This is a genomic window from Paenibacillus gyeongsangnamensis, from assembly GCF_027533625.1.
GTDB lineage: Bacteria > Bacillota > Bacilli > Paenibacillales > NBRC-103111 > Paenibacillus_G > Paenibacillus_G gyeongsangnamensis.
In genome coordinates this window covers 237,656-253,389 of the sequence record NZ_JAQAGZ010000001.1, presented here as the reverse complement: position 1 = coordinate 253,389, position 15,734 = coordinate 237,656, and the positions used below count along the sequence as shown (strand labels likewise).

General features: G+C 56.2%; 15 protein-coding genes and 1 pseudogene. 9 read left to right on the top strand and 7 right to left on the bottom strand.

The genetic code is table 11. The features are described 5' to 3' along the window. Positions 1–36 precede the first annotated feature (36 nt). From O9H85_RS01155 to O9H85_RS01140, 4 genes are all read left to right on the top strand, one after another. The gene (locus O9H85_RS01155; RefSeq protein WP_269879435.1) at positions 37–927 is read left to right on the top strand and encodes an AraC family transcriptional regulator; all 891 of its coding nucleotides are present in this window, start codon (positions 37–39) and stop codon (positions 925–927) included. A 175-nt stretch (positions 928–1,102) separates the two neighbouring features. Beyond that, on the top strand, positions 1,103–1,528 hold the full coding sequence (locus O9H85_RS01150) for a hypothetical protein (RefSeq protein ID WP_269879434.1): 426 nt from the start codon (positions 1,103–1,105) through the stop codon (positions 1,526–1,528). 32 nt (positions 1,529–1,560) lie between these two features. Next, positions 1,561–1,809 (top strand): hypothetical protein, encoded by a 249-nt coding sequence (locus tag O9H85_RS01145; protein ID WP_269879433.1) that lies wholly within the window; start codon positions 1,561–1,563, stop codon positions 1,807–1,809. Between the two features lie 101 nt (positions 1,810–1,910). Beyond that, complete coding sequence (locus tag O9H85_RS01140; RefSeq protein ID WP_269879432.1) at positions 1,911–2,741, top strand: helix-turn-helix domain-containing protein; 831 nt, start codon at positions 1,911–1,913, stop codon at positions 2,739–2,741. Between the two features lie 19 nt (positions 2,742–2,760). Here O9H85_RS01140 and O9H85_RS01135 read toward each other — a convergent pair whose 3' ends face one another. The 3 genes from O9H85_RS01135 to O9H85_RS01125 all read right to left on the bottom strand — a co-directional run bounded on the left by O9H85_RS01135 (position 2,761) and on the right by O9H85_RS01125 (position 6,000). After that, positions 2,761–4,017 (bottom strand): rhamnogalacturonan lyase family protein, encoded by a 1,257-nt coding sequence (locus tag O9H85_RS01135; protein ID WP_269879431.1) that lies wholly within the window; start codon positions 4,015–4,017, stop codon positions 2,761–2,763. A 406-nt stretch (positions 4,018–4,423) separates the two neighbouring features. Beyond that, positions 4,424–4,966, bottom strand: a complete 543-nt coding sequence (locus O9H85_RS01130) for a type 2 periplasmic-binding domain-containing protein (protein ID WP_269879430.1) — start codon at positions 4,964–4,966, stop codon at positions 4,424–4,426. Beyond that, entirely contained in the window at positions 4,963–6,000 is a 1,038-nt protein-coding gene (locus O9H85_RS01125) for an extracellular solute-binding protein (protein WP_269879429.1), read from the bottom strand. The genes O9H85_RS01130 and O9H85_RS01125 overlap by 4 nt, the downstream gene beginning before the upstream one ends. A 243-nt stretch (positions 6,001–6,243) precedes the next feature. On the opposite strand from O9H85_RS01125, the gene O9H85_RS01120 reads away from it, so the two are divergent. Next, positions 6,244–7,098, top strand: coding sequence for a glycerophosphodiester phosphodiesterase (locus tag O9H85_RS01120; protein ID WP_269879428.1), 855 nt, complete (start codon positions 6,244–6,246; stop codon positions 7,096–7,098). Positions 7,099–7,177: 79 nt separating this feature from the next. On the opposite strand, the gene rpiA is transcribed toward O9H85_RS01120, so the two are convergent. Next, a complete protein-coding gene (gene rpiA, locus O9H85_RS01115) occupies positions 7,178–7,861 on the bottom strand; it encodes a ribose-5-phosphate isomerase RpiA (RefSeq protein WP_269879427.1) in 684 nt (227 codons plus the stop codon). A gap of 171 nt (positions 7,862–8,032) precedes the next feature. On the opposite strand from rpiA, the gene O9H85_RS01110 reads away from it, so the two are divergent. The 4 genes from O9H85_RS01110 (at position 8,033) to O9H85_RS01095 (ending at position 12,486) form a co-directional block, all read left to right on the top strand. Further along, positions 8,033–8,242, top strand: a complete 210-nt coding sequence (locus O9H85_RS01110) for a DUF3311 domain-containing protein (protein ID WP_269879426.1) — start codon at positions 8,033–8,035, stop codon at positions 8,240–8,242. A 51-nt stretch (positions 8,243–8,293) separates the two neighbouring features. Further along, a complete protein-coding gene (mctP, locus tag O9H85_RS01105; protein ID WP_269879425.1) occupies positions 8,294–9,802 on the top strand; it encodes a monocarboxylate uptake permease MctP in 1,509 nt (502 codons plus the stop codon). Positions 9,803–10,095: 293 nt separating this feature from the next. Then, complete coding sequence (locus tag O9H85_RS01100) at positions 10,096–11,304, top strand: ABC transporter substrate-binding protein (protein ID WP_269879424.1); 1,209 nt, start codon at positions 10,096–10,098, stop codon at positions 11,302–11,304. 126 nt (positions 11,305–11,430) lie between these two features. Then, complete coding sequence (locus O9H85_RS01095; RefSeq protein WP_269879423.1) at positions 11,431–12,486, top strand: polysaccharide deacetylase family protein; 1,056 nt, start codon at positions 11,431–11,433, stop codon at positions 12,484–12,486. Between the two features lie 127 nt (positions 12,487–12,613). Here the strand turns inward: O9H85_RS01095 and O9H85_RS01090 are convergent, their stop codons facing one another. From O9H85_RS01090 to O9H85_RS01080, 3 genes and pseudogenes are all read right to left on the bottom strand, one after another. Beyond that, positions 12,614–13,660, bottom strand: a complete 1,047-nt coding sequence (locus O9H85_RS01090; protein ID WP_269879422.1) for an FUSC family protein — start codon at positions 13,658–13,660, stop codon at positions 12,614–12,616. A 281-nt stretch (positions 13,661–13,941) separates the two neighbouring features. Further along, positions 13,942–14,920 (bottom strand): annotated as a pseudogene (locus O9H85_RS01085) (aldo/keto reductase). A 300-nt stretch (positions 14,921–15,220) separates the two neighbouring features. Then, positions 15,221–15,664 carry a hypothetical protein gene (locus O9H85_RS01080; protein ID WP_269879421.1) on the bottom strand — a complete coding sequence of 148 codons (444 nt, stop codon included), beginning with the start codon at positions 15,662–15,664 and terminating at the stop codon, positions 15,221–15,223. Between the last annotated feature and the right edge of the window lie 70 nt (positions 15,665–15,734).

Sequence of the window (15,734 nt, the reverse complement as noted above, 5' to 3'; positions counted from 1 at the left end):
GGTTATTTTCGACTAAGCAAAGGAGCCCGCCGCCCGATGACAAGCATGCAGCGCATCCCGTTCGACCACATTCGCAGCCGGGTGCTCGGCGCCGACTTTTACCAGTTCAATCCAGGCGGCAAAGTCGGCCCAAGGCTGCCTTATGCACATTCCTTCATCTATATTACGGAAGGCAGGGGAACCGTCACCCTCGAAGGCACGACCTATGAGGCGGAACCGAGGGACCTGTTCTATATCGAGCCCTCCATGGAACACAGCTATGCCGCCGACCCGCAGCAGCCTATGGTGCATGCCTCCGTCTATGTCGATCTGCTGTGGGATTCTACGTCCAAGCCCGTCGGAGACAAGCGTCTGAACTGTTATTCACACGCCGCATACGACCCGGGCTTGTGCGCGGCCCGCGTCGCTTTCGAGGAAGAGATCCGGCTGCCGGCACGTACGCGAGTCCCGCAGCATTCGGATTGGATGGAGGCTTACAAGTCGGTCATCCGCAGCTTTGAGAAGCGGGATCCCTGGAACTTGATCGAGCTGAGGTCGCTGTTCGAGCAATTCTTGACCGGTTTTGCACGTTTCTTGGCTCATCCGTACGAGCCGAGCGATCCGCGCATCCGCAGGATCATCGACTGGATGAACGGGCACTTGAAGGACGCCTTTCACCTGTCGTCGTGGTCCCGCTCGCTGCAGCTCAGCGAGGCTTATCTGTACGAGCTGTTCCGCGCAGAAACCGGCTACAGCCCCCAGCATTACTTCCTGCGCCGCCGTCTGGAGCAAGCAAAAGCCGAGCTGCGCGAGACGAACGATTCGGTGACGTCAATCGCGGAGCGGCTCGGCTTTGTTTCCATTCACTATTTCTCAAGGCAGTTCACCCGCGTTCAGCAGGAATCTCCCCAGCAATACCGCAAGCGGATTCGCAGCTACGAGGCCTAGGAGAAGAATAAACCGTCCCAAGGTCGCCGCTGTGTCCGACTCGCCACATGCAAGAGCTACAGCTTCAGCTGCAGGATGGACGCGCCGCATGGATTCATACTACAATAATAGCCGGAGCGCTTCGCTCCGGCCGCCACTAGTGCGGTTCATTACTCCGAAAAGCGGTGAGGCTGACATGCCAGCATTGTTATTGTCCGGGAAACCGATTCCCATGCCGGAGGAGCTCCGGCTGATCGCCGAGGAATGGAACGCCGAGGTGGCGGAGGTTCCGGAGGGCTACTTGATCCTGCCCGAATACATGATGAGAATTCATGGCATCCGGGTCGAGGAAGAAGCTGGAGGCTGGCGGTTTCTGCGGGAAGCGGACGCCACGACATGGGAGGATTTTTTGCTCTTGCATATGACGCACCGGATCGCCTCCAAGCACGGACTGCTGCTGGAGCTGGAGGGAGTCCGCGCGGCCCGTCTGCTGGAACCGGCTCCGGAGCTGTTCGCTACCTTCGACTTGTATGTGGAACAAGTGCTGGCGAAGGAAGACGGACTCGTCAGGGATATCAAGAAGAACTGGATCTATTCCCACCGCCGCCGTTCGGTCCGTTAACGTAAGCCGGACGGCATGAGACGCTATTTCGATTGGACGTCTTGAATCCGTTTGTTGGCGTCCTCTTCGGCAGCCCGGAGCGCCGTATTGATGTCGCCGGTATCGATGGCGGCGACCACGGCTCCGCCCTTCGAGGGTTGCGGCTGGAGCCTATCCCTCCCCGCTACGCCGAACCGCTCCCTCCCCCGATGCATGAGCTCATGAGAATGGAAGCGATCGCAGCGATCATTACGGATATGCCTTTTGTCATCTTAGGCCGTCCTCTTTTTCTACCCGGATGATGCCGATTCGGACAATATTGCAAGCGCTTGCACATTTTTGCAAACGATTGATATCCCTTTATTTGCCAGATAAAATATAGAGGACGAGAGGGGGTTGAAGCATGGGTGATATTCCGTATTCCGCTATACACGAGAACCGGTCGACGCTTCCGGGCAACCTGATCTCCGCGCATTACAAGAAGCCTTTCGGCTATCGCGTGAAGCGCTCTCGAGGCACCCGGGACTATTATTTAACTTTGACGTTGTCGGGACACGGCCGCTTCCATAACGGCGGGGAGAGCTGCATCTGCAGCAAAGGGGATGTGACGGTCATTACGCCCGGAACCCCTCATTACTACGCGACGGCTGAGCCGGCCGTCTGGGAATTTTATTGGTGCCACTTCGTCCCCCGGGAGCCGTGGCTGCCGCTGCTTCAGCTGCCCGAGGAAATTAAGGGGATCAAACAGGTTCATGTGGAGGATGGTCGGATGCTCGGCCGCATCCGCCATGCTTTCTCCAGTCTGGTGGAATATAACGCCGAAGACGACGCATTCTCGGAAAGGCTCGCCTACATCGCTCTGGAGGAAGTGCTGCTGCTGCTCGCCCGCTGCTCCTCCTTCGCCGCCCGGCAGCTCGATCCGCGCATCGAGAGCGCAATTCGGCTGCTGACCGAGCGGTACAGGGAACCGTTGACCGTCCCAGGGATCGCCGCACAGGTCAACCTCTCCCCTTCGCGGTTCGCCCACTTGTTTAAAGAGCAGACCGGCGAAGCCGTCATGGAAATGCTGATCAAGCTGCGGCTGAAGCATGCGAAACGGCTCCTGGATCTGACGCGGCTATCGGTGGCGGAGGTCGCAGCGGAGACCGGATTTCAGAACGCGTTCTATTTCACCCGGCAGTTTACGGCCTTCTGCGGCTGCCCGCCTTCGCTGTACCGCAAGCAAAAGCTGTGATCCCTTACGGTCCCCGGGGCTACAGGACTTCACCCCCCGGATACAGCGTCGAGCTGTACAGCCGCTTAGGCTGGGGAAGCTGACGCGCTCCCTGCTTCGGCTCCAGACCGGTCGGCTCATCCGAATAAATAAAGGCCTCGCTCCGGTTATATACGATGACCTGCTCCCGGCCCGTACCAAAGAGGTCGCCATGAACGACATACCCGTCTTCCGGGAAAACGGCGACCGTACGCATGAAGCCGTCGATAAGCGAAGGCGTAACCCCGCCTCCTCTGCGGTAAGCAAGAATATAGTCGAGGCCCGAGCCGTCCCAGCCGCGGATCGGCTCGATGATCGTAAGCCAGCCTTTGGTGGTGCGATCCTCTTTCCATAATTCCATACCCCGGTCATCCAACAGGAACAGTCCGTCCCTGCCGTTCGCATCGCCCCGCACGATCCGGTCGAGGCCTGCGATCTGCAGACCGGGCAAGTCTCCCCGGAACCGGCCGAGCGCCACATGCTGGGATTCGATGGAATCCTCGTAGCGCCAGAGCTCGGCTCCCGACAGGTCGTACATCACCGTAACGCTGCCGCCGATGACAATTTCCGGGCTGCCGTCTCCGTTCACGTCCCCGAACCAGATGCAATCCGCATGGTCCTGCAGATCCTGGCACGACCACAGCTTGCGGCCGTCATGATCCAGCATGTCATAGCCGGCCATCACTTCGTCCCGGCCGTCCCCGTCGATATCGTACACCCAAGGATAATGGCCCGTATTACCCTCATGCGTCCACAGCACCTTGAACTCTTGATCCATCGCCCAGATCTGCCTGTACCGGTCTTTGAGCAGCACGTCGCCCGGCCATTCCCCGCCGGACAAATTCGCGACCACGATACAGTCATGCGCCTCCGGATAAGGCAGCTCATAAGCCCGTTTGACCGCTCCCGTGCGCCCGTCCAGCACGCGGAACTGCTTCTCCATGACGCACAGCACCTCAAGATGTCCGTCTCCATCCCAATCGCAAATCTGGGCGGGGTAATCGGAGCCCGGTCCTCCGGGTGCGGAGGAAGGCGTCCCGGCCTGCCAAAGCAGGCGCCCGTCCAGATCGAAAGCCGTCAAGCACTGCACCTGGTGAGGGACGTAACGGTCATCGATGCCTCCGTCCGGCTGTACCAGCAGAAGCTCCATCCTCCCGTCCCCGTTCAGGTCGCCGAGCAGCATTTTGCAGCCGGCCCCCGCTTCATGAATGCGGATGTTTCCTGTGCGGAAGGGCTGCCGTTCTTGCCGTTGCACCATAGCGTTCGCGCCTCCTTTTCTCTGAAAAACCGTTTGTAATGCCATCTTAAAATAAAACCTCCGGCCGGAACATAACCGATTCTGCTATGTTTTCAGCGTATTCTGCCGGCTTTGCCGAGACCGTCCGGAAATCAGTGGAAGGTCTTTTGTGTGCCAGGATAAACGGCTACGCCGTCCTTGTCTTACAAGGACCAGCGCGTTTACCAAGGTTGATGCAAAGCTATAAGCTACGAAAACTTATAAATTCTTGTCAACCCAGGATAAACGGCTACGCCTTCCTTGTCTTACAAGGACCAGCGCGTTTACCAAGGTTGATGCGAAGCTATAAGTTACGAAAACTTATAAATTCTTATCAACCAAGCAAAAAACAACCGACACCCCTAAAGCAGGATGCCGGCTGTTCGGATTACTTGGAAGGCGGCGTAAGAATGATCGCGCCGTCCTTTTTATTGTAGCGGTCCGTCGCTTCTTTGATTACATCGTTGCCGCCCTTGGATTTGTATTCCTCGATAACCTTCGGCCAGTCGGTGATCGGTTCTTTGCCGTAAATCATCTTCGTCATATGGTCGATGATCAGCTTAGGGCCTGTATCCTGACCGGGAGCGAGATCCGGGTACTTGGCGAATGCCGCAAGATCCGGAGAAAAGCCGATGCCCGGCAAGCCTTCTTTGGCCACAATATCATCGAACGCTTTAATCGTGTCTTTGCCGTTATCGCTAAGCTCCAGACGCAGCTTGTTGTAGGTTGCGTTGGAACCGCCCCACAACGTACCCGAGCGGAAGCCTTCTTCTTCGACCTCTTCCTTCGTCTTGGGAAACTTGTAGTTCAGCTTCCCGTTCTCCATGGTGTAAGTGTCGCCCTCGATGCCGAAGGAGAAGAATTTCGCCGCTTCGTCCGTTGCCGCCCAATCGAAAAACTTGATAATAGCAATCGCTTTGTCCTGCTTCATGTTCTTTTTGATATAGAAGGAACGGACAACCGGTGTATAATAGAAGTATCCGCCCTTGCCCTCCGGCCCTTTCGGGGAAGGAATAATCTCGATCTTCGCCGTCGGAACGACTTGCGTCGCCGAAGTACGGTAATCCGGCAAGCCCGCCGTATTGCAGACCACATGCCTGCTTTGCCGCTGTTCAAGCTTTTGGTGTACACTGTCGACGTGATCGAAGCGAAATCCTTCGGAATCAGACCTTCGTCGAGCATCGTTTTGTAAACCTGCAGCGCCTTCTGCACGTTCTCCGAATCGAAGAACTTCGGCACGAGCTGATTGCCTTGGAGCTTGAATTGATCTTTATAAGGCAGAACGTCGAAAGCGCCGAACACCAGGTCGGAATATTTGAAGTTTTCGCGCATCTGGTAAGGATTCTCGACTCCCAGCTTCTTGAACGCCCGAAGTACGTTAAGGAACTCGTCGATCGTCGCCGGTGCCTTCAGTCCCGTTTGGTCGAGCAAATCTTTGCGGATAAACGTCGCGCGTCGGGAAGGGTTGTCCAAATAATCCGGAATGCCGTAGATTTTGCCCTGATACGATACATTGTCCCACGCCGCTTTCGGCACCTTCTTCATGAGGTTCGGAGCATACTGTTTAAGCAAATCATCAAGAGGCATGAATACGCCGTTCTCGACCGAACCGGACATGACCTTGTTCGTATAGGTTCCGGCGGTTCCTACAACGTCCAGGAGGTCGCCGCCTGCGAACATGACAGGCATCTTCGATTCCTCGGTTACTTTCACTGAAAGCTCGGTATTCGTGAGCTGACCCAGCTTCTTCACCCATTTGTCCTGGTTCAGATCGGGAATCCGCGTGTGGTATCCGGTAGAGACGGTTGTAGGATAAGATATGGAGAACTTTACGGGAGCTTTACTCCCCGTATCATTGGAGCCTGCGCTCGGTGCCGGGCTATTGCCCGCTCCGCCGGAGCAGCCGGCAAGCGTACCTCCCGCAAGCGCAACAACCAGAGATATGGTTACGCCTCTTGTGTACATGAAACCCCTCTTTTCTATAAAAATAACGATTCATGTATGCGCTAACAACATCATCATAGCGCTTTTTCCAATTTACCAGTATTGAGAAAGTTACGGTCGCCTGTGTTTTTTTACGAAACCCTTAAATTGTTAAGCAATCGTTAAGAGCTCTGCTAAATAAATCCGGCTCGCCTAAAATTTTTCTAATAACGGTATGTTATTCTTGGTTTGTTCCGACTTACACAGGATGGGAGACCCGCGCATATGAACAAACTATTGGTCGTCTTCACACTGATGCTCGCTGGCAACCTTGCCGCTGTCCCCTCTTCTCCGAAATCTGCCGAGCTGGCCTCGGCCGTCTCCTCTCCTGCAGCGCACGCCGACCCATCCGGTCTCGTTACCGCGCACCGCGGCAGCTCGGACGCCGCACCGGAGAACACGCTTAGCTCTATGAGGCAGGCGATCCGGGACGGAGCCGGCTACGGCGAGCTCGATGTGCAAGAAACCGCAGACGGCGTCCTCGTCGTCATGCATGACGATAATGCCCGGCGAACGACCGGCATCAATAAACCGATGTGGGAGATCGATTCCCGCGAGCTTCGCGAGGCCAGTGCGGGCCGCTGGTTCGGCAAGACGTTCGAATCCGAACGCGTACCGACGCTGGATGAGGTCATCGAGACCGTGCAAGGCCGCATGAAGCTCAACATCGAGCTCAAAAACAACGGGCACCAGAAGAGGCTTGCCGAGAAGGCGGTGTCCGCCATCGAACGGCATGATTTTGTCAAAGAATGCACCGTAACCTCCTTCGACACCGCATTGCTGGCCAAGGTGAAACATTTAAACAAGAACATCAAGACCGGATTGATCTTGGGCCAGAAGCCCGCGAATCCGGAGTCGGTGTTCGCCAGCCAAGATTACGAGGTTCTCAGCACGGCTTATCCCCTGGTCGATGAAACGTACCTCCGCCTCGCGAAACAGCACAACAAGGAAGTGTATGTATGGACGGTCAATGACCCCGGGCTCATGAACCGCATGATCGATTACGGCGTAAGCAGCATTATTACGAACCACCCTGCCCGGCTGGTTCAAGTGCTGAAGAAGCGCGGAGTAAAGCTGTAAGCCCAATCAACGGCCAATAGGGCTGACCGATCGGTCAGCCCCTCTTGACGTCCGGTGCTCCGCACCGCATATTCAACCTTTACGCGTCCGTACCGCACTGCCGTTCCACCGTCTTCGCTCCCTCGGAGGCTCCGATGATCACGGTATCCGCCATACCGATGAACAAGCCGGTATCCACCACGCCCGTCAGCTCCTTCAGCTTGCGGTTCAAAACCGCCGGCTCCGCGATCAAGCCGCAATCGCAATCCAGAATAAAGTTGCCGTTGTCGGTCAGGAAGGTCCCTTTATCCGCTAACCGGAGACGGGGATGGCAGCCGAGCCTCTCGATTCGCCTGGCAGTCACCTCCCATGCGAATGGAACGACCTCCACCGGGAGCGGAAACGCGCCCAGCCGCTGTACGCGCTTGGACTCGTCGGCCACGATCAGCAGGCGCTTCGATGCCAACGCCACCATTTTCTCGCGGAACAGCGCGCCTCCTCCCCCTTTGATCAGATCCAGTTCGTCCGAAATTTCGTCCGCCCCGTCGATCGTCAAATCCAGCGGCTCCGCCTCGGCTAAAGGAACTAGCGGAATGCCGAGCTGCTCCGCCAGCTGCCGTGTCCGCTCGGAGGTCGGCACGCCGCGCAGCTCCAGACCTTGCTTGACCCGTTCGCCCAGCTTCAGAATCGTCCAATACACGGTCGATCCCGTACCGAGTCCGACCGTCATTCCGTCCTTCACATAGTCCGCCGCTTTCTCTCCCGCTATTTTCTTGGCATTCATTCATATCCCTCCTTATCTACTTTATACCCCATACTGTTTAAATCGCGTCATCCCGGTCTAATCATGAATAGCGGGGTTCGTCCGCTTTATTAGGGCAGCGCTTACATAACTGCCCGGGATACCACGTATATTATATCAAACTCTAAGCTATCGAAAGGAGAAATCCGACCCATGAGTAGCGACAACAAAGGCAAAAGAAAAGGTTCCCTTTGGTACTATTTGCTGCTTCTCCCGTTTATCGGCACGCTCTGGCCCCCCTTCTACGCCTCGATGGAGCCCGGAATCGCCGGCATGCCCTTCTTTTACTGGTATCAGTTTCTTTGGGTTATTCTAAGCGCCGGACTGACAGCGATCGTCTACGTTGCCACGAAAGGAAAATAAACCCTTTTTACCCTGATGCATCACCCATTATTCCCGAAAGAGGCGAATGCCATGAACCAGACTGCGCTGATCGTCTTTTTGCTCTTCTTTATTTTCGTTACCGTCATCGGCTTTATCTCCTCCAGGTGGAAAAGCGGCGATCTGCACCTCCTTGACGAATGGGGACTGGGCGGCCGCCGGTTCGGAACGGTGATCACCTGGTTCCTGCTCGGCGGCGACCTGTATACGGCGTACACGTTTATCGCGGTTCCCGCAACCATGTATGCCAAGGGCGCTATCGGCTTCTATGCAGTACCTTACACGATTATTATTTATCCGTTCGTCTTCATGGTCATGCCCCGGCTCTGGTCGGTCGCCAAGAAGCATAACTACATCACCGCATCGGACTTTATCCGCGGCCGCTACGGAAGCAGTCTGCTGGCGCTCGCGGTAGCCGTCACCGGCATTCTTGCGACAATGCCCTACATTGCCCTGCAGCTCGTCGGCATGCAGGCGGTGCTGGAGGCGATGGGCCTCACCGGCAGCGGGCTGATGGGCGACCTCCCGCTCATTCTCGCTTTCGGCGTGCTGGCCGTATACACCTACAACAGCGGTCTGCGCGCCCCCGCCGCGATCGCCATCGTCAAGGACCTCATGATCTACATCACCGTCGCTGCCGCCGTGATCTATATTCCTTACAAGCTAGGCGGCTTCGGGGCAATCTTCGACGCTGTCGCCGTGAAGCATAAGGCGGCCGTCATCATCACGCCGGCCGGCTTCGCTCCCTACGCGACGCTCGCGCTCGGTTCGGCCTTGGCGCTGTTTCTCTATCCGCATTCGTTGACGGGAATCTTCAGCTCCAGCAGCCGCTCCGTCATCAAACGGAATGCGGCGCTGCTCCCGGCTTACTCGTTCGTGCTCGGGATCATTGCGCTGCTTGGGTTCATGGCGATCGCTGCAGGAATCGACGTCAAGAACGCCAACGACTCCGTACCTCAGCTGTTCCTCCGCATGTTCCCGGACTGGTTCTCGGGCTTCGCGTTCGCCGCCATCGGCATCGGAGCACTTGTGCCCGCCGCGATCATGTCCATTGCGGCAGCCAATTTGTTTACGCGCAATATTTACAAGGAATATATCAATAAAAACTGTACGCCCAAGCAGGAGTCATCCATGGCCAAGCTGATTTCGCTGATCGTCAAGATCGGAGCGCTGGCGTTCATCTTCCTCATGAACCGCCAGGATGCCATCAATCTGCAGCTGCTTGGGGGCATTTGGATTTTGCAGACGCTGCCGGCCGTCATCATCGGCCTGTACACCAACTGGTTCAACAAATGGGCGCTGTTCCTCGGCTGGGCCGCAGGCATGGTCTGGGGCACGTATATGGCCGCCGCTACCGGCTACGGCAATCAATTTAAGCTGCCCTTCGGCCTCGGAGGCGGCACGACGGTCTACTCCGGGCTGTACGCTCTGGCGGTCAATTTCATCATCGCTCTTGTGCTGACCGTGATCTTCCGGTCGATCGGCATGAGGGGCGGCAAGGACGAGACCGTTCCGTCCGATTATGAAGCGGAAGGAGCCTGAGAGGCGCTCCAATGGCTCCGATAAGCCTTCCGAAATGCCCATTGCGGCTCGGGAGGCTTGTTTTTTTACCGATCCTCATCTTTGAACAATATTCGACAAAACCGGAGTTTATCCATGGAATCCAATGGGAGCTGCCGCTATAATGGGTGCTAATATAAATGTGAATCCGAATTATAAAAGGGGAGATTTTGATGTTTCATCGATTGCAAATGCTGAAAGCGGCCTTGGCCGCCCTGCTTCTGGCCGTATAGACAAGCGCTTGCGGCGGCGGAGGAACGCCGACGGCAGCCAAGGTGGCCGACCGTTCGGAGCTTCTGAAGCAGCCGGTTGAGCTTACCTTCTACCGTCCGAACAACGGCACCACGAACGAGCAGTTCATGGATCTGATGGGCAGCGCCATCCAAACGAAGTTCCCGAACGTGACGGTAAAATTCATTCCTTGGGTAACCGGCTCGAAATTCGAAGACGTTCTAAGCTCCGGTCAAGACCTTGATATCGTGCTGCTCTCCATCGGATACGTTCCGCAGTTTTCCAAGTTCGGTCTTGGGTATGATCTGAATGATTTGATCAAGCAAAATAATTTCGATCTCAGCCATCTTGAGAATACTTCCGTCGATTTCATCAAAAAATTCGGCAGCGGCGCCATCTACGCCCTCCCGATCTTCACCACGGCGGAAGTCCTTGCCTATAATAAGGACATCTTCGATAAGTTCGGCGTGCCCTATCCGAAGGACGGCATGACCTGGGACGAGCTGTACGATTTGTCCAAAAAGCTGACCCGCGCCGACGGCGGCGTCCAATACTACGTCTTCATGGCGTCGATGAGCCATATGCTCCGCGTCAATCAGCTGTCGCTGCCGTTCGTTGATCCGGCCTCGGGCAAGCCGAACATCGATACGGAGGAGTTCCGGAATCTGGCCAATAACTTCTCCCGATTCTACAGCGTCAACGGCGTCATGCCGCCGAAGGAGAAATATAACAAAGAAGGCGATATGTTCACGAAGGATCGAAACCTCGCCATGTACGCTTATTTTAACAGCGTTGCCATCACGGCCCCGTCCGACATGAATTTGGACATGGTCACGCTGCCGTCGTTCAAGGAGTTTGCCGGCGTCGGTTCGCAGATGTACCCGACCTACGCCGGCATTTCCAGCACAAGCAAGCATAAAGAAATGGCCTTCGAAGTGCTGAAATATTTGACCACGGATGAGATGCAGACGAAATTCGCCAAGGACGGCGCCGGCTTGCCTGTCGTCAAGAATGCCAAGCTTATCGAGGCTTACGGCCAGGACCTGCCTCAGCTGAAGGGCAAGAACAAGCAGGCGGGATACCCTCTGAAGCCGGCAGCCATCACGACGAAGTCGCTGTACGACGACCTGGTCGAGAAGCAGGCGCTGAACGCCTTCAAGGATGTCATTCAAGGCAATGCCGACATCATCACCGCTTCCCGCAAGGCGTCGGAGCAAGCGGTCAAGGACTTGGAAGCCGCCAAAAGCAAGTAAGGCGAATACGGCTAGGACCGGAGCGAACGGGAATCCGTTCGCTTCTTTCTTTTGCAAAGATACGGTAATCCTCCTTCGCTGCTCGGGCATACAATGATAGAGCAAACGGATAAAGGGGGAACGTTCATGTGGTCCAAGCAATGCATCCGAAGCGCCGTTCTTGCCGTCGTCTTCTTCTTCTCACTCCCATGGGCTGGCCCGGAGGCAAGGGCGGCCGGTTATCCGGACATGACCGGTTCAACCTCTGATTACATCCCGGCTGCCGCCGCCTTCCTTCCGGCGCTCGCCGCTCCGGCAGGACCGGGAACCGCGCTTCCGCTGCTCGCGCCTTTCCTTGCCGGGCGTGCCGCCGGGCCGGCCTGCCCGAAGCCGCCGACACCGAAGACTCCTCAGGATACCGGCAGTACGGAGCGTCATTTTGCCGGTCAGGTGCTGATCCTTCTCTATCATCATCTCGATCCCCGGGAATCGGCCATCACGATCACGCCGGATCGGTTCGAGCAGCATTTGAAAGCGCTTCAAATGCACCGGTATCACGTCGTTTCCCTTGAGGATGCCATCGCTTTCCTGGAAGGGAAGACGACGCTCCCCGCGAATGCCGTCGTTCTCACGTTCGATGACGGTTACGATTCCTTCTACCGCTTTGCCTACCCGCTGCTGAAGCGGCATGGCATGACGGCAACCAATTTTGTTATCGTCGGTACGATCGGCACAAGCTCGCCTTATTTTACTTTCTTGTCGTGGAGTCAAATGAGGGAAATGTCCTGCGACGGCTTCGGCTTCTATTCGCATACGTACGATCTTCACAATGATTTGCCGGGGGAGAACGGCCGCATGGTAACGCCGCTGGATCACCGGATAGTCCTGGAAGCGACGGGTGCGCTCGAGACGGAGGAGGATCACAGGCAGAAGGTGCTGCGCGACTTGTCCTTGGCCGAAGCACTGCTTCAGGTCCGGCTGGGAAATCGGCTGTCCGTGCTTTCCTTTCCTCACGGAGATTACAGCGAGGATACCGTAAGCCTTGCGCAATCGGTAGGCATCCGCTATTTCGCCACGACAACGCCTGGATTGAACCGGCCGGGCGAGCACCTGCTTCGCAGAGTACATGCAGGCATGCCCTATATCAGCGGAGACGAGCTGATCCAAATGCTATCGGCTTACGACGATAAGCGAATGAAATGAGACGGCGAGGATCGGCATCCGCCGGTCTCTGTAGGTTCCGCAAGGTAATGCGCTATTAAAAAACCGTCCGGAAAAAAAATCACCGAACGGTCCTTTAGCCTGCTTATTCATACGTTTGCGCCGATAGTCATATCAGACCGCCCGCTGCCGGTTCCTCTTCTTCCTTCGCATCCACGTGCTCGACGAGCCGGTTCAGACGAGCCGTCTGGTGTCCGTAATCGTACATGGCCGCGGAGACGATGAACAGCCGGAGCCCGCCTTCCCGGTCCTCCCTGTAGCCATTGGTAGCCGATTTAAGAAATGCATCGTTCAAATCCTCGATGGAGTCGGAATCCCAGCTCTCAGGCTTCAGCTTGTCTTCAAATTTCAACAGCACATGCTCGTGGAATTTGATCAACATTTCCAGATGCCGGTCATACCTCATATTCATCTCTTCCGTCCGGTCCGCTTGGAAATAATGTTCTTCCACCGCTTCCAGCACTTCCGCTCCTTTTTGCAGCGTATAGAGCATTTGCTTATAGACGACAAGCTGCCGGGTCTTCCGGTATTTCGCGCGCTTCAGCTTCTTGAGCTCCTCCTCCAGCAGCTTGTATTTGTCGGAGAGCGAGCCGATTCCGTCCTTCAGCTTCTGCCTTTGCTCGCGGAACACCTTCTCCTTCATTTCACCGGAGATAACGGTACGGAGCAGCAGGGACAGCTGCGTGAACACGTGATGAATTTGGTCGTTGAACTGCTCCTTCGGCTTCGGCGGCAGGAAAGCGATGTTGATGATGAACGCCGATACGATGCCGACCATACTGAGCAGAAACCGGTTGAGGGCAAAATCCCACTGGCCCGACGCCTCCATCACCGCTATGACGGTAACCAGCGTGAGGCCGATCGTCTCCCCCATCTTCAGCTTGATGCAGAGCATAATAACGAGAATGCAGACGACGCCGATCGCGATCGGCGCATTCGAAAAGAACATCCCGGCAAGCAAAGCGATCACGGCGCCAAGTGTATTGGTCTGGACCTGTTCGAGGAAATACCGCCAGGACCGGTAGATGGAAGGCTGCATGGCAAAGATGGCTGCAACGGCAGCAATGACAGGAGGAGAAAAGTGAAGCCAAACGCTGACGTATAAGGACAAGGTGACGGCGATCCCCGTCTTGAGCATGCGTGCTCCGAATGTCAATAGGCCCCCTCCTTCGGATGGTTGATCTGTGGTCTGAATGCACATTCCTGCATGCTCCATCCCTACAGCATACAAAACATCCTCGGGCCGGTCAATTCCCTTCTTTCAAAGTCCTCCCCTTAGCCGCGCTCCGCCGTTTCCGGCTGCCGGTTGACGGGCATTAGATGCCTTGAAAGAGCTCCCCCCGCCCGGCCGGAACGCAAACAATCCCGAAGCAGGTCAGGGCCGCATCGGGCCTTCCTGTTCCGGGATCGTTACGGCTTGCCGGGGGCAGCACGCCGTTAAGGCATCCGGTTGCCTCTGGACGATACGTACAGCGAGTACCATTCTTCCCGCGTCATCGTAACGTTAACCGCCTCGCCGCAGGCGCGGATCCGGGCGGCGTTGGCCATGCCGATGACCGGCTGGATCTTAACGGGATGGCGCATCAGCCAAGCAAGCACGATCGCCTCCGGCGTCGTTTCCTTCCGCGCCGCCAGCTCGCCGACGAGAGCGGCGGTCTGCCGGATACGCTCCGGCTGGTCTTCCCCGGTACGGCCGGAGAAGACTCCCCTGGACAACGGGGACCACGACTGGACCTGGATCTTCTCCATCGCGCAAAACTCCAGCAGCCCTTCCGGAAACGAATTTTCCGTTCCCTTCTTCTGGTTCACGTGCACTCCCGCGTCGATCCAGTCCGTTTTGGACAAATTCAGCTCCAGCTGATTGGCGATCAGCGGACGTTCAGGCTGCGCTGCAGCAAGCGGATCTGCGACGGGCTCATGTTGGAAACAACGAACGCCTTGACTTTTCCGGACCGCTTCAGCTTATCGAACGCGGAAGCCACCTCCTCCGGCTCTGCGAGGGGATCGGGCCGGTGCAGCAGCAAAATGTCCAGTGACTCGATGCCGAGCCGGCTCAGAATGCCGTCGACGCTGGAAAGAATATGCGCTTCGGAGAAATCGTAACGTCCCGGCAGCCAAGGTCCTTCCTCGAACCGGATGCGCATTTCGATTGAATGATCATCTTGTCACGCAGCTCGGGGCGCTCCTTGAGCACCTGGCCGAACACCTGCTCCGCCCGTCCGTGCGCATAAATATCGGCATGATCGAACATGTTGATGCCCGCCTCGAATGCGGCTTCGATCGCTTCGTGCGCCTGCCGGACATGCTCCGGCTCCAGTACGGCATCCCGGCCCCAGCCTCCGCCGAGTCCCATGCAGCCCAGCACGATCCGGCTGGCCTCAAATCCATATTCGTGAAGCGGTAATGTTGACGTCATCGCTATGTACCTCCCAAATGAAGATAGTCCTCCAAAGTATAAGCCAGAGACAGGCAATTGAAAATAACTGAAATCAGGTTACCTTACTTACCTGGAGATAATGAAGCACGCACCTTCTTCTTTCCGATATCCAGGATAAACGGCTACGCCGTCCTTGTCTTACAAGGACCAGCGCGTTTATCAAGGTTGATGCGAAGCCATAAGCCTTCGAAAACTTATAAATTCTTATCAACTAAAAAGAAAACCGCCCCCGACCGGGACGGATGGCTCTGAAGGGTCCGGCTTCAAAGCGCTGGAATGTTACCACAAAAAGCTATTGCCGGATTGTTGGCCTTGCAGCGGCCAAGCGGGGCGGTTGAGACCATGGGATCGGTTCATACCGCTGAACAGGTTCATGCCGCGGGATACGTTCATTCCATGGGACATGTTCATGCCACGGGACATGTTCATGCCACGGGACATGTTCATGCCACGGGACATATTCATTCCATGGGATACGTTCATTCCACGGGATACGTTCATTCCACGGGACTGATTTGTTCCGCGGGATTGATTGATCAAGAACGGGTTCACACCCTCATTAGGGTTGACCAGAAACGGATTCATGCCCTGGGAACGATTCGCTGCAAGCGGATTGACTCCGCGGGAACGGTTCAGGCCCGAAAGGTTAGCTCCGTTGGATCGATTACTTTCGGAGCGGTTCGCTCCGCGGGAGCGCTGAGATCGATTCGAATTTTTCGGCACATCTATCTCTCCTTTGCTGAGAAGTTACTATAAGATATTCGAGATGATAGGAAAACGACCAAGACGTCTG